The sequence below is a fragment of the Nonomuraea sp. CX421 genome (assembly GCF_059358955.1).
This window is the reverse complement of the sequence record NZ_JCADBK010000042.1, coordinates 1-17022: the sequence shown is the minus strand read 5'-3', so window position 1 is coordinate 17022 and position 17022 is coordinate 1. Positions and strand designations below refer to the sequence as shown.

Here is a 17022-nt window from a genome sequence, read left to right as displayed (position 1 = left end):
ATCAATTAGTGATCTACCTGTGATCGAAGCATCCGTGCGGCCTCCTCGGGCGACACGTCGTTGACGAACGCGCCCATCGCCGACTCCGAGCCGGCCAGGAACTTCAGCTTCCCGGGCGCCCTCCTGATGCTGAACAGCTCCAGGTGCAGGTAGGCCAGCTCGCGGTCCCGCCGTACGGGCGCCTGGTGCCAGGCCGAGACGTACGGCATGACGACGTCGAACAGCCCGTCGAGCGCCCGCAGCACCGAGGTGTAGAGCGGGGCGAACGCGGCCCGCTCCTCCTCCGACAGCGCCGCCAGGTCGGGCGTCCGCCGGTGCGGATACACGTGCACCTCGAACGGCCAGCGGGCGGCGGCCGGCACGAAGGCGGTCCACAGCTCGTTGGAGGCGACCACCCGGATCCCCGCGGCGCGCTCGGCGGCCAGCACGTCGGCGAACAGGTTGGCGCCCCCGTGCCCGGCCGCGTAGCGGGAGGCGGCGCCGAGCTGCAGCTTCGTCCGGGGGGTGACGTACGGGTAGGCGTAGATCTGCCCGTGCGGGTGCGTCAACGTGATGCCGATCTCCTCACCCCGGTTCTCGAAGCAGAACACCTGCTCGACGCCCTCCAGGGCGGACAGCTCGGCCGTACGGTCGGCCCAGGCCTCCATGACGAGCTCGACCCGCGAGGGAGACAGGCGCGAGAACGACGAGGAGTGGTCCGAGGTGAAACACATCACCTCGCACCGCCCCACCCCCGGGCGAACCTCACTCAACCCGCCCACATCCTCATAAGCGCCGAAATTTCCGGAGAAGGAGGGGAAGCGGTTCTCGAACACCACCACGTCATAGTCGTGCGCCGGGATCTCTGAGGCCCGCGTGCCGGACGACGGGCACAACGGACATTCGTCAGCCGGAGGCAGGAACGTCCGAGTCTGCCGATGCCCCGCCACCGCGATCCACTCCTCGGTCAGCGGGTCGTACCGCAGCTCCGAGGCCACCGGCCGGGGATCGAGCGGCCGCCGGTCGATCGCGCTCCGGTCGGCGTCGTCGCGCCGGTCGAAGTAGATCAGCTCACGTCCGTCGGCCAGGTGGGTGATGGTCCGTTTCACTGCGAATCCTCTGCGATGATCAGCTCGCCGACCCGCTCGGCCAGCTCAAGACGTGCGTCCTCGGGCAGGGCCGCGTCGCTGATGACCACGTCGGCCTCGGTCAGCTGGGCGATCGTGCTGATGCCGACGGTGTTCCACTTCGTGTGGTCGGCGGGGACGACCAGCCGGTGCGCCGCGGCCACCAGCTCCCGGTCGGTCTCCGATTCGAGCAGGTTGGGCGTGGTGAACCCGGCGCGCACCCCCATCCCGTGCACCCCGAGGAAGAGCGTGTCGACGTGCAGGCGGCGGATCGCGGCCACGGCCACGGGCCCCACCAGCGCGTCGGAGGGAGTGCGGACCCCGCCGGTGAGCACGACCGTGCGGTCGGCGCGCGGGTTGCGATGAAAGACGTCGGCGACCGGGATCGAGTTGGTGATGACCGTGAGCTCGGGCACGCCGACCAGGTGATGGGCCAGCGCCCAGATGGTGGTGCCCGCCGAGAGCGCCACGGCGGTGCCCGGTCGCACCAGCCCGGCGGCGCGGCGCGCGATGGCGTCCTTCTCCCGCTGCTGGCGGGCGGACTTGGCGGTGAAGCCCGGCTCCTCGGTGGAGCCGGGGCCGAGGGCCGTGGCGCCGCCGTGCACCTTCTCCAGCAGGCCCCGCTCGGCCAGCACCTCGAGGTCGCGGCGGATCGTCATGTCGGAGACGCCGAGCTCGCGCACGAGGTCGGCCACCCGGACGCCACCGCTGCCGCGTACGCGCTCAAGGATGGTCTGCTGCCGCTGCTGTGCGAGCACGCCCCACTCCTTCCAACAGATTCCACCAAATTATGACATGGATATGTTGAAGAATGTTAGGAGCGATGGATCGCTTGTGCCGAGCCCGGAGGCGCGAGACTTTGGAGATCGCATCCCACTCGATCACCGAGGAGAGGCCATGGCCAGGCGCGCTCGCAAGGGCAAGGCTCGCAAGAAGAAGAAGGCCAACCACGGCAAGCGCCCCACGGCGCGTTGAACGGCAGGTCGCCCGTGGCGAGACGCGCTCACCACGGGCGGCACCCTAACCCGGCAGCCCCGTGAGGGCCTCGTCGATGCGCTCCTGGGGCAGCGAGAAGTCCTCCATCGCCCCCGACAGGTAGCGGTCGTAGGCGGCCAGGTCGAAGTGGCCATGGCCGCACAGCGCCGTCAGGATCACCTTCGCCTCACCGGTCTCCTTGCAGCGCAGCGCCTCGGCGATGGTCTCGGCCAGCGCGTGCGTCGGCTCCGGCGCCGGCACGATGCCCTCCGTACGGGCGAACCGGACACCGGCCTCGAAGCACTCGCTCTGCGACCTGCTGACCGCCTCGAACATGCCCAGTTCGTACATGTGCGAGAGCAGCGGAGACATCCCGTGATAGCGCAGGCCGCCCGCGTGGATCGGATCCGGCACGAAGTCGTGGCCGAGCGTGTGCATCTTCAGCAGCGGCGTGAACCCGGCCGTGTCACCGAAGTCGTAGGCGTAGACGCCCCGGGTGAACGACGGGCAGGCATCGGGCTCCACCGCGCGGATCGTAGGGTTGATCTTCCCGGCCAGCTTCTCGCGCAGGAAGGGGAAGACGAGGCCGCCGAAATTGGACCCGCCGCCGGTGCAGCCGATGATCACGTCGGGCATCTCCTCCAACTGCTGGAGCGCCTCCTCGCCGATCACCGTCTGGTGCATGAGCACATGGTTGAGCACGGAGCCGAGCGCGTAGCGGACGTCATCGCCCGCCGCCGCCACCTCGACGGCCTCACTGATCGCGATGCCCAGACTGCCCGTCGAGCCGGGGTCGTCGGCCAGGATCTTGGCGCCCGAACTCGTCACGGGTGACGGGCTGGCGTGCACCGTCGCGCCGTACACCTGCATGAGCGAGCGGCGGTAGGGCTTCTGGTCGTAGGAGGCCCGCACCATCCAGACCTCGCACTCCAGGCCGAACTGGGCGCACGCGAAGGCCAGCGAGCTGCCCCACTGGCCGGCGCCCGTCTCGGTGGTCAGCTTGCGGACGCCCTCGCGGGCGTTGTAATAGGCCTGCGGAACGGCGGTGTTGGGCTTGTGCGAGCCGGCCGGGGAGCCGCCCTCGTACTTGTAGTAGATCCTGGCGGGAGTGCCCAGTGACTTCTCCAGCCGCCGCGCCCGCAGCAGCGGCGTCGGCCGCCACAGCCGGTAGACGTCGAGCACCTCCTGCGGGATCGCGACGAACCGCTCGGTGCTCACCTCCTGCGCGATCAGCTCCATGGGGAAGAGCGGTGCGAGATCGTCCGGCCCCACCGGCTCCCGGGTGGCCGGATGCAGCGGAGGCGGTGGCGGGGCGGGAAGGTCTGGAACGATGTTGTACCAGTGGTTCGGGATCACCGCACCAGTCTGCCTCGGTCACCCCTCGTGTTCCAGTGCTACCTGACGGCGAACCTCCGGCACGACCTCCTCGGCGAAGATCGTGTCACGCCGAGCCAGATCTCCATCGGATGCGCCGGCACGGGCCCCGACCGGGCCCCCGCCAGGTGGTAGTGCTCACCCGCGAAGCGCAGGTTGCGCTCCCCGCTCCACACCGCCCTGATCACGGCGACCGCCTCCTCCAGGGAGCCGATCGCCTCCCTGGGGGCCGGCGCGTCCCGCCGTACGCCTCGATGGCGTCCCAGAACGCGCCGGCGCCCAGCCCGAGCTCCACCCGCCCGCCGCTCAGCACGTCGAGGCTGGCGCCGCCTTCGCGAGCACGGCCGGCGAGCGCAACGGCAGGCAGGCCACGTCGGGGAAGACCCGGATCCGCCCGGTCGAGGCGGCGATCACGCTGAGCAGGGTCCAGGTGTCCACGTATCTACGCTGGTAGGGATGATCCTGTACGCCGATCAGGTCCAGGCCGAGCTCGTCGGCGAGCCGGGCGTACTCGACCAGCGGGTCGGCGGCGTCGGGCACCAGGAAGTAGCCGAACTGGAGAGTCATACGGCCAACCTAGGCCGCCGGACGGGAATCAGCCGTCAACCTGGAGCGCGGGGCGGCCCGGACGGTCGGCCCTGATCACCACGTCGGCGGTGTCCTGAGGCCGCGCCTCGCGTTCGTAGCGCGCGTAGGCGGGCAGGCGCCACCGATTCTCGTCCGAGGTGCCGCGCTCCAGCGCCGCCTCCGACAGCCACAGGTGCACGGTCAGCTCCACCGGCAACCCCCTGCCGAGCAGCAACGTCCCGTCGAGCATCAGCACCCCGTCCCGCGGCAGCGTCTCGTACGGCAGGCGATAGGCCCGGTCCGCCCGGCTGTCCCACAAGGCGGGCAGCACTCTGCCCGAGCCGCCCGGCTCCAGCGGGGCGAGCACCTCGCGGACCAGCGCCCCGGTGTCCAGCCAGTCGTCGTAGAAGGCGTCCGGATCCGTCCTGCCGAACTCCAGTCGCAGGGAGGCGGGCCGGAGGAAGTCGGCGGCGGACACCCGCAGCACCGGACGGCCACGCAGCCTGAGCGGAGCCACCAGCGCGTCGGCCAGCCGCCCGGGATGAGCGGGCGGAGCCCCGTCGACGGCCACCCGCGTCCATGCCCCTCGGGGGCGCCCGTCGATCCGCTCGGCCAGCTCCCGCGCCAGCGCCTCGGGAGAGATGGGTCGCACGCGCACGGAGGGGACCCTACCCGGGCCCGATCAGACCGCGGGCAGGCAGATGAGAAACCGCGCGCCACCGGCGAAGTCGTCGACCCGCGCGTGGCCGGCGTGCGCGACCGCCACGCTCTTCACGATGGCCAGGCCGAGCCCCGTGCCGCCGGCCTCGCGGCTGCGTGCCGTGTCGAGCCGGGAGAAGGGCTCGAAGATCCGCTCGCGGTCCCCTTCGGGGATCTCCATTCCGTCGTTCTCCACGGCGATCACCGCCTTGCCCTTCCTCCGGCTGACCTCGATGCGGATGTAGTGCTCCGCGTAGCGCTCGGCGTTGTTAAGCAGATTGGTCAACGCCCTGGTCAGCTGCCCTTTCACGCCGTGGACCGCCACATCGTCGGCGAGGTCCAGCCGGACGGGCACCCTGTCCCTGCGGGTGGACATCACCTCGCGGACCAGCTCCGCGAGGTCCAGCCGCTCCCAGGCCACATCCACCCGCGCTCCTGTCCTCGCCAGGAACAGCAGGTCCGACATGATCATTTCCAGGCGGTCGATGTCACGCAGGGTCTTGTCCACCAACTCGCGCAGATCAGTGTCGTCCGGATACAGCTGGGCGCTCTCCAGCTCCGCCCGCAACCCCGCGATGGGGGTACGCAGCTCGTGGGAGGCGTCGGAGACGAACTGGCGCTGCTGCTCGGCGGAGTGTTCGAGCCTGGACAGCGTGCCGTTGATCCGTTCGGCGAGAGCGCTCAGCTCGTCGTCGCCCGGCGGCCGCGTCACCCGGGCGCTCAGGTCGCTCGCGCTCACCCGGTCGAGCTCCGCACCCATGACCGCGACAGGTCGCAGGGCCCTGCCCATCAGCAGCCACGCCGCGAGCCCGGTGAGCCCGATGAGCGCCACGGTCTCGACCAGCACCGCGATGTCCAGGGTATGCGTGACCAAGGCCGCGGGCATGACGCGCCCGACATAGATGATGGGTGAGCCGGACGCGATCGTCGGCCGCACGGCGGTCACCACGACGCACCTGTCGGGCAAGCAGGACCGGCCACTGAGGACGGGGGTCTCCGGAGTCGGCATCAGGTTGCTCAGCCGCGGCAGTGTCCTAGCCTCGTCGCTGGTCGCCACGATCCGCCCGTCCGGCGAGACGATCTGCACGAGATTCACGGGAAAGGGGGGTGCCGGGACGTTCGCTCCCTGCGGGAACGTACCCTGCTCCACCTGGGCCGCGACGCGCTCGGCCACCCGTACGGTGTCGTCGATGGCGTTGCTCAGGATCATCGACCTGGTCAGGATGACAGCGCCGATCCCGATGGGGATCAGCACCACCGCCGCTACGATGATCGCGAAGAGCGTGACACGTCCGCGCAGGGAACGCGCCCGGACACGGAACACACCACTGACACTACTGATGGCGACGCACGCGCTGAGTCGGGTGTCAGGAAAGCTTGCTCCAACGATCGTCCTCACCCAGGCGGCTCCGCGCCGAAGATCGGCTGGGCCACCGGCGCAGGCTTCCACGATCGGAAAATAGTGCGGCCCAGGCTTGGGATCGTCTCCCTGACCTGGGCCTTAACGCGTGGAGCGGACGACGGGAATCGAACCCGCGTAGCTAGTTTGGAAGACTAGGGCTCTACCATTGAGCTACGTCCGCGCGAACCGGTCGAAGTCTGGTCTAGACTTCATCCGGCGTTAGGGCGTAAGCGTACCGGAGGAGCGGAGCGCGTGCGTAACCGGCGCGACGGGGCGTGGCGCAGCTTGGCAGCGCGCTTGCTTTGGGAGCAAGAAGTCGCAGGTTCAAATCCTGTCGCCCCGACCATGTGATGTCCCAGGACATCGGAAACCCTCGAACCTGCGGGTTCGAGGGTTTCGTCTTGTCGGGGTTCGCCTGAGGCCGGCAGTCGCGGGGGATCGAGGATCAGCCCGCGCAGGAGTTCTCCGGTGTTGGCGTTGACGACGCGGACGCGTCAGCCGGCGCGGCCGAGACGGGAGCTGTCGTCGTACGACTCGCGGGCGTCGAGCAACTCGTCCCAGTGTTCCTGCGCCCAGGCGCAGGCGCTCGCCATCGGCCCGAGCAGGCTACGGCCGAGCGGGGTCAGCTCGTACTCGACACGCGGGGTGGCGCCGGCATAGACGGTGCGTTTGACCAGACCGTCCCGTTCGAGGGAGCGCAGCGACTGTGTGAGGACCTTGGGGGTGACGCGGCTCAGTGGCACGCGCAGCTCGGAGAACCGGCGCGGCCCGTGCTCGAGGCAACGGATGATGAGGGCCGCCCACTTGTCGCCGAACCGGATCGGATTGAGCGAGGACGGGCACAGCTCGTCGAACATGTCGGCGGGCAGCGGTTCCCTCATGGCCTCACGATAGCCGGTATCCCCTCGGTAACCGCAGCCCTCGATAGCGTCCGTCGAAGCGGCCGGGCGGACGGGATCCGGCCTTGGTGAAAGGCGGTTCGCCATGAACATCGTGGTCTTCGGCGCGGGCGGCAGAGCCGGTAAGCAGGCCGTCGTCGAGGCGCGCCGGCGTGGGCACCGGGTCACCGCAGTGGTGCGCGACCCCGCGGGTCACAGCGATCTGACCGACGTGCGGGTGGTGGCGGGTGACGTCACGGATGGGACGAGCGTCGCGGATGCGTCCGCGGGCCATGACGCGGTCATCAGCGCTGCCGTGGACCTGTCCGCGTCACCTCACGAGTTCTTCACCGCGTCGGCTCGCGCCCTGACCACCGGTCTGGTGAAGGCGGGCGTGCGCCGGCTGGCGGTGGTCGGCCTGGCATCGATCATGCCTGGGGCGTCGGGTGCTCCCCTGATGGACGAGCCCGGTTACCCCAACGAGTACCGCGCCTTCTACCTCGGCCACGCGGCGGGTCTCGCCGTGCTTCAGGAATGCGACCTCGACTGGGCGTACGTCGCGCCGGCGGGCGACTTCGACCATGCCGGCACACGCACCGGCCGGTACCGGATCGCCGACCATGCGGACCCGGCCAGCAGGATCACGTACGCGGACTTCGCGGTGGCGCTGCTCGACGAGATCGAGGTCCCTCGTCACCGCCGCGCCGCCGTCAGCATCCGGGAGGCGTGAGGCCCGAGGTCCATGACCTCTGGGACGCCGAGCGCATCCGTCGTTTCCAGGAGACCGGCGGCCGGCCGCGGCCAGGCGTGAACGACCTGCTGCTGACGACCCAGGGCCGGAGCACCGCGCCGCGCTGGTCTGCGGAAAGGTCGGCGAACCCGCTGACACGGCTCAGGATTCGGTGCGGAAGAGCGCCCAGACGGCCTTGCCGCCACGGTCGAGCGCGTCCCAGCCCCAGCATTGGCTGTAGGTCTCGACGATGTAAAGGCCGCGTCCGTTCTCGGAGATGAAGTCGGGCTCCTTCGGCCGCGGCACCTCGTCGCTCGGGTCGGCCACGGCGAGTAGTACGTGCGGGCTCACGCGCATCAGCAGCAGCTGGATCTCGCGGCGCCCGCGCGCGTACATCGCGTACCTGACGGCGTTGGTCACCAGCTCCGACACGACCAGCGCGGCGTCATCGCCCAGCTCGGGCAGGCCCCACCCACGTAGTGTCGAGCGGGTCACGTCCCGGGCGGTCTTCACGGAATCGGCCTGGAAAGGTAACGGGCACGAGGTCGTGTACGGCTTGCGTGCCGTCAGGAGGGTTTCGAAGCCGACCTCACGGGTTATCTGCAGGCAATCGGCAGTGGCCAAGGGGTCCTCCACCATCCCGCCGATACCTCCAGATAGCCTCGAATTTGTGCATGTTTGGCCAATATGCACTAGACCATCATGGATCACGACTCCGGGTCGCTGCAAGACCCAAATGCACGTGCAGGTGCAATGTGCAGAAGCAAGCGCGTTGAGTGATGTGGCTAACCGAATCGGACACCAGGTTGAGACCTTGTCATACGCGCCGGAGAGGTGTCACTGTGTGTGCGGACCTTGATAGGAGGCAGAGTGACGCAGAACCCGCCGGGTTCCGGCCCTACGGCGCTGCGTATCCTGCTGGGCTCTCAGCTGCGCAAGCTGAGAGAGGGTAAGGGCGTAAGTCGCGAAGAGGCGGGCCACCTGATCAGGGGGTCCGAATCCAAGATCAGTCGCATGGAGCTCGGTCGTGTCGGGTTCAAGGAACGCGACGTGGCAGATCTGTTGACGCTCTACGGGGTGGATGACAAACAGGCGCGGTCGGCGGTGCTCGACCTGGTCGCCACGGCCAACGAGCCGGGATGGTGGCACAGGTTCAACGACGTCCTGCCGACGTGGTTCCAGGCGTACGTCGGTCTGGAGGAGGCCGCCGCGCGCATCAGGACGTACGAGGTCCAGTTCGTCCCCGGCCTGCTGCAGACCAAGGAGTACGCCAGGGCGGTCGTCACGGCGGGTGCGGCGGGCATCGGCGCCGAGGAGATCGCCCGCAGGGTCGACCTCCGGCTGGAGCGCCAGCGCGTGCTCGACCGGTCCGGCGGGCCGATCTTCTGGGCGGTCATCGACGAGGCCGCGCTGCGCCGCCCGATCGGCGGCGTCGAGGTCATGCGGGCCCAGATCCAGCACCTCATGGAGCTGATGCGCCAGCCGGCCATCACGATCCAGATCATGCCGTTCAGTTTCGGCGGTCACAGCGCCGAGGGCGGCGCGTTCAGCATCCTGCGCTTCCCTGACCAGGATCTGCCCGACGTGGTCTACGTCGAGCAGCTCGCCAGCGCCCTCTACCTGGACAAGCGCGAGGACGTCGACAAGTACACTGAGGTGATGGAGCGGCTCTGTGCCGTCAGCACCACGCCGGACGAGACGGTCGAGTTGCTGCGGTCGATCGCTGAAGAGTTCTGAGGCTCGTCGCGTCGCTGTCGGGTAGGCATCTACCCTAGACTGGCGCACGGCGCTTGGATCCCGCTGAGGCGGAGCATGCCCCAGTGTCGCTCATGTGGGCGCGGCGCGTGAGCCGTACCGAATGGACGCGCCCGCGATCACTCGAAGCTTGATCAAGGAGACCACCCCGTGAAGACCGCTGTCGAGGAGCTCAGCCCGACCCGGGTGAAGCTCACTGTCGAGGTGCCGTTCGACGAACTGCGCCCGAGCATGGATGCGGCATACAAGAAGGTCGCGCAGCAGGTGCGCGTCCCCGGGTTCCGTCCTGGCAAGGTCCCGGCCCGCATCATCGAGCAGCGCTTCGGCCGGGCGGTGGTGCTGGAGGAGACCCTCAACGACGCGGTGCCCAAGCTGTACGGCCAGGCCGTCGACGAGGTCGACTTGTTCCCGGTCAGCCAGCCTGACATCGAGGTCACGAAGATCGAAGACGGTGAGCAGATCGAGTTCACCGCCGAGGTGGACATCCGGCCCAGCTTCGACGTTCCCGACTACCAGGGCGTCGAGATCACCGTCGACTCCGCCGAGGTCTCCGACGCCGACATCGACGTCCAGCTCGACGCACTGCGCCAGCGCTTCGCCACGCTGACCGGTGTCGAGCGCGCGGCCGCCACCGGCGATTTCGTCGTCATGGACCTGCGGGCCGAGATCGACGGCAAGAACATCGAGGAGCAGCAGGCCAGCGAGGTCTCCTACGAGGTCGGCGCCGGCTCGGTGCTCCAGGGCCTCGACGCCGCCCTCGAAGGCATGTCCGCGGGCGAGGAGAAGAGCTTCAAGACCGAGCTCGTCGGTGGCGAGAACGCCGGCGAGGAGGCCGACGTGATCATCACCGTCAAGACGGTGAAGGAGAAGGTCCTCCCCGAGCTCGACGACGAGTTCGCACAGATGGCCAGCGAGTTCGACTCGCTCGACGAGCTCAAGGAGAGCATCCGCGAGCAGTCCCGCCGCAACAAGCTGATCGACCAGGTCGTCCAGGCCCGCGAGAAGGCCCTCGACACGCTGCTGGAGAAGATCGAGATCCCGATCCCCGACAGCGCGCTCAAGGCCGAGATCGACGCGCGCAAGCACAACCTCGACCACCAGATCGCCGAGAGCGGTCTCAGCCGTGACGCGTTCTTCCGTCTCTACCAGACGACGGAAGAGGAGCGGTTCGCCGACTTCGAGTCCGGCTCGACCAAGGCCATCAAGGTCGGTTTCGTGCTCGACAAGATCGTCAAGTCTGAGGAGCTGGGCGTCTCCGAGCAGGAGCTGACCAACTTCGTCGTCCGCCGCGCCATGGAGATGGGCGTTCAGCCCAACCAGCTGGCCCAGCACCTGGCCGACAACGACCAGCTCACGCTGGCCATGGTCGAGATCGTCCGCGACAAGGCCAAGTCCGTCGTCGGCGACGCCGCCAAGGTCGTCGACACCGAGGGCAACGAGGTCGACCTCAAGGCCATCTACGCCGAGATCAACGGCGAAGAGGCCGCCGAGGAGCCGGCCGAGGACAAGTCCGAGGCGTAAGCACCTCCAACGACATCCTGAGGCCCTCGAACCTGACCGGTTCGAGGGCCTCAGGCATGTCAGGAACGGCCGCCGCGTCCGTGCCCTCATCCAGCGAACAGGCTGTGCCGGCTCGTCCGCGAGCGCGACGTTCGCGGGCCTGTGGAGGTTCCATCCGGGGCCCTGCCGACACCTGCGCCGTCAGCGAACAGTCCACGGACGGGGCATGAGCTAGGTGCGCCGCGCGTTAAGGTCACAAGCAAAGCCAATCGATTACGACGCATCGGAAGGTGACGCTGTGACCAGCCCGCCGACCTTCTATCAGCCTGAGTCGCGAGGCCGTGAGAACGGCTCGTCCTTCCGGCTTGAGGACCAGCTTTACCAGCGCCTGCTGCGCGAGCGCATCATCGTGCTCGGTCAGGAGGTGAACGACGAGATCGCCAACCGCATCTGCGCGGAGTTGCTGCTGCTCGCGGCCGACGATCCCGAGCGTGACATCACGCTCTACATCAACTCGCCGGGGGGCTCGGTGAGTGCGGGCATGGCGATTTACGACATGATGGAGTACGTGCCGAATGACGTCTCCACGGTTGTGATGGGCATGGCGGCCTCGATGGGGCAGTTCCTGCTCACCGCCGGCACCCGGGGCAAGCGCTACGGGCTGCCGCACGCGAGGGTCATGATGCACCAGCCGTCCGGGGGCATCGGTGGCACCGCCGCCGACATCGCCATCCAGGCGGAGCAGATGCTTTACGTGAAGAAGACGCTGGCCGAGCGCATCGCTTACCACACCGGCCAGCCTCTCGATCAGATCGAGGCAGATTCCGACCGCGACCGCTGGTTCACGGCCGACGAGGCCAAGGGGTATGGCTTCATCGACCACGTCGTGCGCAGCGCGCGGCAGGTGCCCTCGCAGGGTCCTGTCTCTTAGGGGGAGTTGAAGTGAACATCCAGAGCCGTTACGTTCTCCCCTCCTTCGTCGAGCGCACGTCGTATGGCGTGAAGGAGATGAACCCGTACAACAAGCTCTTCGAGGACCGCATCATCTTCCTCGGGGTGCAGATCGACGACGCGTCGGCCAACGACGTGATGGCCCAGCTGCTCACGCTGGAGTCGCTCGATCCCGACCGCGACATCAGCATCTACATCAACTCACCGGGTGGCTCCTTCACCGCCATGACGGCGATTTACGACACGATGCAGTTCGTCCGGCCAGAGATCCAGACCGTCTGCCTGGGGCAGGCCGCCTCCGCCGCGGCCCTGCTGCTGGCGGGCGGCACGCCGGGCAAGCGGTTCGCGCTTCCCAACGCCCGGATGCTGATTCACCAGCCCTCTACCGAGGGTGGCGGCCAGGGCAGCGACATCGAGATCCAGGCCCGCGAGATCCTTCGCATGCGCTCCCTCCTCGAGGAGATCCTGGCGAAGCACTCCGGAAAGACCGCCGCTGAGGTCCGGAAGGACATCGAACGCGACAAAATTCTCAACGCGGACGAGGCAAAGGCGTATGGTCTGATCGACGACATCATCCCGTCGCGGAAGAAGCGAGCTCAGGCGGTTGCTTCCTGACGAGATGTGACGCACCGGAGCGCTGCCTAATTGGGCACGTTCCGGTGCGACTCGCCGCCAGGGGGCTCACTGAGGGCCCAGAAGACGGTAACGTCGAAACCTGAGCGGTTCGGACCGGGTCCGGAGGATACGGATCGCGGAGCAGGGCGGTCCCACGCAAAGGAGTATCTGGGGTGGCACGCATCGGCGACGGGGGAGACCTGCTGAAGTGCTCGTTCTGCGGAAAGAGCCAGAAGCAAGTCAAGAAGCTCATTGCCGGTCCAGGCGTCTACATCTGCGATGAGTGCATCGATCTCTGCAACGAGATCATCGAGGAGGAGCTTTCCGAGTCCTCCGAGCTCAAGTGGGACAACCTGCCCAAGCCGAGGGAGATCTACGAGTTCCTCGACGCCTACGTCATCGGTCAGGACAAGGCGAAGAAGGCGCTCTCGGTGGCGGTCTACAACCACTACAAGCGGGTGCAGTCCGGTGACCGGGGCAGAGACGACGGCTTGGAGCTGGCCAAGAGCAACATCCTGTTGCTCGGCCCTACGGGCTCGGGCAAGACGCTGCTCGCGCAGACGCTGGCGAAGATGCTCAACGTGCCCTTCGCCATCGCCGACGCGACCGCGCTGACCGAGGCGGGATACGTCGGCGAGGACGTCGAGAACATCCTGCTCAAGCTCATCCAGGCCGCTGACTACGACGTCAAGAAGGCCGAGACCGGCATCATCTACATCGACGAGGTGGACAAGATCGCTCGCAAGAGCGAGAACCCGTCGATCACTCGCGACGTCTCCGGTGAGGGCGTGCAGCAGGCGCTGCTGAAGATCCTTGAGGGCACGACCGCGAGTGTGCCGCCGCAGGGCGGTCGCAAGCACCCGCATCAGGAGTTCATCCAGATCGACACCACCAATGTGCTGTTCATCTGCGGTGGTGCCTTCGCCGGCCTCGAGAAGATCATCGAGTCGCGCATCGGCAAGAAGGGCATCGGCTTCAACGCCATCATCCGCTCGAAGGAAGAGGTCGACACGGCCGACATCTTCGGCGACGTGATGCCCGAGGACCTGCTGAAGTTCGGCATGATCCCTGAGTTCGTCGGCCGTCTTCCGGTCATCACCTCGGTGCACAACCTCGACCGCGAGGCGCTCATCCAGATCCTCACCGAGCCCCGCAACGCGCTGGTGAAGCAGTACCGCAAGCTGCTGGAGCTCGACGGCGTGGAGCTGGAGTTCACCGACGGCGCGCTCGAAGCCATCGCCGACCAGGCCATTCTGCGCGGCACCGGCGCCCGCGGGTTGCGCGCCATCCTGGAGGAGGTGCTCCAGTCCGTCATGTACGAGGTGCCCTCCCGCAAGGACGTCGCCCGCGTGGTCATCACCCGCGAGTCCGTGCTCGAACACGCGATCCCGACCCTCGTACCCCGTGACCAGCTCGCCGCCAAGCAGCAGCGCACGCCACGCGAGAAGTCCGCCTGATCCCTCCCCCCGACGCAGGCGCCCCATGGACACTCGCCATGGGGCGTTTCGCTTTCGCCCTTCCCTAGAATTGGTCACTGTGACAACGCCAGAGCTGCCCACCCAATACACCCCGGCCGACGTCGAGACCCGCAGCTACGAGCGCTGGGTGTCCGCCGGCTACTTCCACGCCGACCCGGGCAGCTCGCGGGCGCCGTACAGCATCGTCCTGCCGCCGCCCAATGTGACGGGCGTGCTCCACATCGGCCACGCGCTCGACCATTCCATCCAGGACGCCCTGAGCCGTCGCGCCCGCATGCGCGGTCAGGAGACTCTCTGGCTGCCCGGCATGGACCATGCCGGCATCGCCACCCAGAACGTCGTGGAGCGCGAGCTCGCCAAGCAGGGCCTGTCCCGCCACGATCTCGGCCGTGAGGCGTTCGTGGAGCGGGTGTGGGAGTGGAAGGAGGAGTCCGGCGGCCGGATCCTCGGCCAGATGCGCAAGCTCGGCGACAGCGTCGACTGGGAGCGCGAGCGATTCACCATGGACGAGGGGCTCTCCAGGGCCGTCCACACGATCTTCAAGAAGCTCTTCGACGACGGGCTGGTCTACCGGGCCGAGCGCATCATCAACTGGTGCCCGCGCTGCCTGACCGCGCTGTCCGACATCGAGGTGGAGCACAGCGAGGACGAGGGCGAGCTGGTCTCGATCCGCTACTCCGACGAGATCGTGGTCGCCACCACGCGGGCGGAGACGATGCTCGGCGACACCGCCGTCGCCGTCCATCCCTCCGACGAGCGCTACGCGCACCTGGTCGGCACGCTCGTCGAGCTGCCGCTGACCGGGCGGATGATCCCGGTGGTTGCCGACGAGCACGTCGATCCCGCGTTCGGCACCGGTGCGGTCAAGGTGACTCCGGCTCACGACCCCAACGACTTCGAGATCGGGCGCCGTCATTCACTGCCGTCGATCACGGTCATGGACGAGCGTGGCGTCATCACCGCCCACGGTCCGTTCGAGGGGCTCGACCGGTTCGAGGCGAGGCCGGCGGTCGTCGCCGCGCTGCGCGCCGAAGGCCGCATCGTCGCCGAGAAGCGCCCCTACCTCCACTCGGTGGGCCACTGCTCCCGCTGCAAGACCGTGGTCGAGCCGAGGCTTTCGCTGCAGTGGTTCGTCAACGTCTCGCCCCTGGCCAAGGCCGCGGGCGACGCCGTGCGCGACGGCCGCACCCGCATCCATCCGCCGGAGCTGGCCAAGCGCTACTTCGACTGGGTCGACGACATGCACGACTGGTGCATCTCGCGGCAGCTGTGGTGGGGCCACCGGATCCCGGTCTGGTACGGCCCTGAGGGCGAGATCGTGTGCGTGGGCCCCGACGAGACGCCCCCGGCGGGCTACACGCAGGACCCAGACGTGCTCGACACCTGGTTCTCGTCGGGCCTATGGCCGTTCTCCACGCTGGGCTGGCCCGACGACACGCCCGAGCTCGCGCGTTTCTACCCGACCTCCGTCCTGGTCACGGGCTACGACATTCTGTTCTTCTGGGTCGCCCGCATGATGATGTTCGGCCTGTACGCCATGGACGGCGAACCACCGTTCCGCGTGGTCGCGTTGCACGGCATGGTCCGCGACCAGTACGGCAAGAAGATGTCCAAGTCGTTCGGTAACGTGGTCGACCCGCTCGACTGGATCGAGCGCTTCGGCGCCGATGCCACCCGTTTCACGCTGCTGCGAGGCGCCAACCCCGGCGCCGACGTCGCGGTCAGCGAGGAGTGGGCGGCGGGTTCACGCAACTTCTGCAACAAGATCTGGAACGCCACCCGGTTCGCGCTGATGAACGGCGCGGCGGTCGGCTCTCTCGACGGGCTTGAGCTGACCTCCGCCGATCGGTGGATCCTGTCGCGGCTGCAGAGTGTGATCTCGTCGGCCGACGACGCCTTCGAACAGTTCGAGTTCGCCAAGGCGTCCGATCTGCTCTACCACTTCGCGTGGGACGAGGTCTGCGACTGGTATCTCGAGCTGGCCAAGATCCAGCTCGGCGAGGGCCTGGAGCACACCCGGCTGGTTCTCGGGCACGTGCTCGACACCCTGCTCCGGCTGATGCATCCGCTGGTGCCCTTCGTCACCGAGGAGCTGTGGCGTGCTGTCACGGGCGGCGACTCCATCGTGGTCGCCCCGTGGCCGGTGCCCGAATCCCGCTACATCGACGCCACGGCCGAGTCAGAGATCGAGGCGCTGCAGGAGCTCGTGACCGAGGTCCGCAGATTCCGCTCCGATCAGGGGCTGAAGCCGGGTCAGAAGGTGGCCGCCCGCCTCGGGCTGGCCGGCACGCCGCTCGCGGCGCAGGAGAGCGCCGCTCGGTCGCTGCTACGGCTCACCGAGCCGTCCGACGCCTTCTCCGCCACGGCGCAGTTCAGCGTGGGAGGAGTCACGGTGGAGATCGACACCGCGGGCGCCATTGACGTCGCCGCGGAGCGCAAGCGGCTGGAGAAGGACCTGGCGGTCGCTCGCAAGGAGGCCGCGCAGTCGGCTGCCAAGCTGGGCAACGAGCAGTTCATGTCCAAGGCCCCCGATGACGTGGTGGCCAAGGTCAGAGGGCGGGCGCAGGCGGCAGCGGCTGACATCGAGAGGCTCGAGGCCCAGCTGGCCACCCTGGGCGTTTGAGCTATCCGCACGGGGGGAAGACTGATTCGTTACCGAAGTTGGACCTTGGACGCCGCCGAGGCTGGTAAAGTTTTCAACGCAGGGCAGTTGGCCCTGTCCTCCCTCTGATCAATCTCTGGGCGTGGGGCATGCTCCAACATCTGTTGGACATGAGCCAAATGTTCGGGTAAGTTCGCAGGGTTGCCTCGAAGCAGCGATGGTCCGGAAGCTACCGGATCGGGCGGTTTGACAAGAATCACCCAAATCTGCTAGAATAGCCAAGACCGAAGTGTACGCCTCCTGCAGTTCGGGAGTACGCGTCCGTTTCTTGAGAACTCAACAGTGTGTTAAAAGCCAGTGCATGATGCACAACCCCGTCATTTATGTGAC

The 17022-nt window shown here is 67.8% G+C and carries 17 protein-coding genes and 2 tRNA genes; 9 read left to right on the top strand and 10 right to left on the bottom strand.

Features of this window, described 5'->3' with window-relative positions; translation table 11 throughout:
* Positions 1–5 precede the first annotated feature (5 nt).
* Together galT and AC5L3X_RS38485 are read right to left on the bottom strand one after the other, a co-directional pair.
* Positions 6–1088: a galactose-1-phosphate uridylyltransferase gene (galT, locus tag AC5L3X_RS38490; protein WP_494863669.1), complete on the bottom strand. Its 1083-nt coding sequence runs from the start codon at positions 1086–1088 to the stop codon at positions 6–8.
* Positions 1085–1864 carry a DeoR/GlpR family DNA-binding transcription regulator gene (locus AC5L3X_RS38485; protein WP_494863668.1) on the bottom strand — a complete coding sequence of 260 codons (780 nt, stop codon included), beginning with the start codon at positions 1862–1864 and terminating at the stop codon, positions 1085–1087. Before AC5L3X_RS38485 ends, galT begins: the two co-directional genes overlap by 4 nt.
* A 139-nt stretch (positions 1865–2003) precedes the next feature.
* Here AC5L3X_RS38485 and AC5L3X_RS38480 point away from each other — a divergent pair, with 139 nt between their 5' ends.
* Complete coding sequence (locus AC5L3X_RS38480; RefSeq protein WP_371252575.1) at positions 2004–2081, top strand: 50S ribosomal protein bL37; 78 nt, start codon at positions 2004–2006, stop codon at positions 2079–2081.
* Between the two features lie 45 nt (positions 2082–2126).
* On the opposite strand, the gene AC5L3X_RS38475 is transcribed toward AC5L3X_RS38480, so the two are convergent.
* The 6 genes from AC5L3X_RS38475 to AC5L3X_RS38450 all read right to left on the bottom strand — a co-directional run bounded on the left by AC5L3X_RS38475 (position 2127) and on the right by AC5L3X_RS38450 (position 6304).
* On the bottom strand, positions 2127–3437 hold the full coding sequence (locus tag AC5L3X_RS38475; protein ID WP_189127667.1) for a TrpB-like pyridoxal phosphate-dependent enzyme: 1311 nt from the start codon (positions 3435–3437) through the stop codon (positions 2127–2129).
* A 38-nt stretch (positions 3438–3475) separates the two neighbouring features.
* Complete coding sequence (locus AC5L3X_RS38470) at positions 3476–3643, bottom strand: hypothetical protein (protein WP_494863666.1); 168 nt, start codon at positions 3641–3643, stop codon at positions 3476–3478.
* A 118-nt stretch (positions 3644–3761) separates the two neighbouring features.
* The gene (locus tag AC5L3X_RS38465) at positions 3762–4022 is read right to left on the bottom strand and encodes an LLM class flavin-dependent oxidoreductase (RefSeq protein ID WP_494863665.1); all 261 of its coding nucleotides are present in this window, start codon (positions 4020–4022) and stop codon (positions 3762–3764) included.
* 28 nt (positions 4023–4050) lie between these two features.
* Positions 4051–4680 carry a nucleoside/nucleotide kinase family protein gene (locus AC5L3X_RS38460; protein WP_494863663.1) on the bottom strand — a complete coding sequence of 210 codons (630 nt, stop codon included), beginning with the start codon at positions 4678–4680 and terminating at the stop codon, positions 4051–4053.
* 24 nt (positions 4681–4704) lie between these two features.
* Positions 4705–6045 carry a sensor histidine kinase gene (locus tag AC5L3X_RS38455; RefSeq protein WP_494863661.1) on the bottom strand — a complete coding sequence of 447 codons (1341 nt, stop codon included), beginning with the start codon at positions 6043–6045 and terminating at the stop codon, positions 4705–4707.
* A 185-nt stretch (positions 6046–6230) separates the two neighbouring features.
* Positions 6231–6304, bottom strand: a tRNA-Gly gene (locus AC5L3X_RS38450).
* 88 nt (positions 6305–6392) lie between these two features.
* Here AC5L3X_RS38450 and AC5L3X_RS38445 point away from each other — a divergent pair.
* Positions 6393–6469: transfer RNA gene (locus AC5L3X_RS38445), tRNA-Pro, on the top strand.
* A 148-nt stretch (positions 6470–6617) separates the two neighbouring features.
* Here AC5L3X_RS38445 and AC5L3X_RS38440 read toward each other — a convergent pair.
* Positions 6618–7004: a winged helix-turn-helix transcriptional regulator gene (locus AC5L3X_RS38440; RefSeq protein WP_494863659.1), complete on the bottom strand. Its 387-nt coding sequence runs from the start codon at positions 7002–7004 to the stop codon at positions 6618–6620.
* 103 nt (positions 7005–7107) lie between these two features.
* On the opposite strand from AC5L3X_RS38440, the gene AC5L3X_RS38435 reads away from it, so the two are divergent.
* Positions 7108–7731 carry an NAD(P)-dependent oxidoreductase gene (locus AC5L3X_RS38435; RefSeq protein WP_494863658.1) on the top strand — a complete coding sequence of 208 codons (624 nt, stop codon included), beginning with the start codon at positions 7108–7110 and terminating at the stop codon, positions 7729–7731.
* Positions 7732–7893: 162 nt separating this feature from the next.
* Here AC5L3X_RS38435 and AC5L3X_RS38430 read toward each other — a convergent pair whose 3' ends face one another.
* Complete coding sequence (locus AC5L3X_RS38430; RefSeq protein WP_494863692.1) at positions 7894–8301, bottom strand: ATP-binding protein; 408 nt, start codon at positions 8299–8301, stop codon at positions 7894–7896.
* Between the two features lie 300 nt (positions 8302–8601).
* Here AC5L3X_RS38430 and AC5L3X_RS38425 point away from each other — a divergent pair, with 300 nt between their 5' ends.
* The 6 genes from AC5L3X_RS38425 to AC5L3X_RS38400 all read left to right on the top strand — a co-directional run bounded on the left by AC5L3X_RS38425 (position 8602) and on the right by AC5L3X_RS38400 (position 16653).
* Positions 8602–9468, top strand: a complete 867-nt coding sequence (locus tag AC5L3X_RS38425; RefSeq protein ID WP_494863656.1) for a Sco1979 family transcriptional regulator — start codon at positions 8602–8604, stop codon at positions 9466–9468.
* Between the two features lie 168 nt (positions 9469–9636).
* Positions 9637–11007, top strand: a complete 1371-nt coding sequence (gene tig / locus AC5L3X_RS38420) for a trigger factor (RefSeq protein WP_494863655.1) — start codon at positions 9637–9639, stop codon at positions 11005–11007.
* A gap of 277 nt (positions 11008–11284) precedes the next feature.
* A complete protein-coding gene (locus AC5L3X_RS38415; protein WP_494863654.1) occupies positions 11285–11917 on the top strand; it encodes a ClpP family protease in 633 nt (210 codons plus the stop codon).
* Between the two features lie 11 nt (positions 11918–11928).
* On the top strand, positions 11929–12552 hold the full coding sequence (locus AC5L3X_RS38410) for an ATP-dependent Clp protease proteolytic subunit (protein ID WP_189127654.1): 624 nt from the start codon (positions 11929–11931) through the stop codon (positions 12550–12552).
* Between the two features lie 173 nt (positions 12553–12725).
* Positions 12726–14009, top strand: coding sequence for an ATP-dependent Clp protease ATP-binding subunit ClpX (clpX, locus tag AC5L3X_RS38405; protein ID WP_189127653.1), 1284 nt, complete (start codon positions 12726–12728; stop codon positions 14007–14009).
* 79 nt (positions 14010–14088) lie between these two features.
* Positions 14089–16653, top strand: a complete 2565-nt coding sequence (locus AC5L3X_RS38400) for a valine--tRNA ligase (protein ID WP_494863653.1) — start codon at positions 14089–14091, stop codon at positions 16651–16653.
* The last annotated feature ends 369 nt before the right edge of the window (positions 16654–17022 follow it).

What these genes read in the sequence shown, in the direction of transcription:
- AC5L3X_RS38465 (WP_494863665.1), bottom strand. Translation starts at nt 4,022, where the DNA reads ATGACTCTCCAGTTCGGCTACTTCCTGGTGCCCGACGCCGCCGACCCG.
- AC5L3X_RS38435 (WP_494863658.1), top strand. Translation starts at nt 7,108, where the DNA reads ATGAACATCGTGGTCTTCGGCGCGGGCGGCAGAGCCGGTAAGCAGGCC.
- AC5L3X_RS38440 (WP_494863659.1), bottom strand. Translation starts at nt 7,004, where the DNA reads ATGAGGGAACCGCTGCCCGCCGACATGTTCGACGAGCTGTGCCCGTCC.
- AC5L3X_RS38480 (WP_371252575.1), top strand. Translation starts at nt 2,004, where the DNA reads ATGGCCAGGCGCGCTCGCAAGGGCAAGGCTCGCAAGAAGAAGAAGGCC.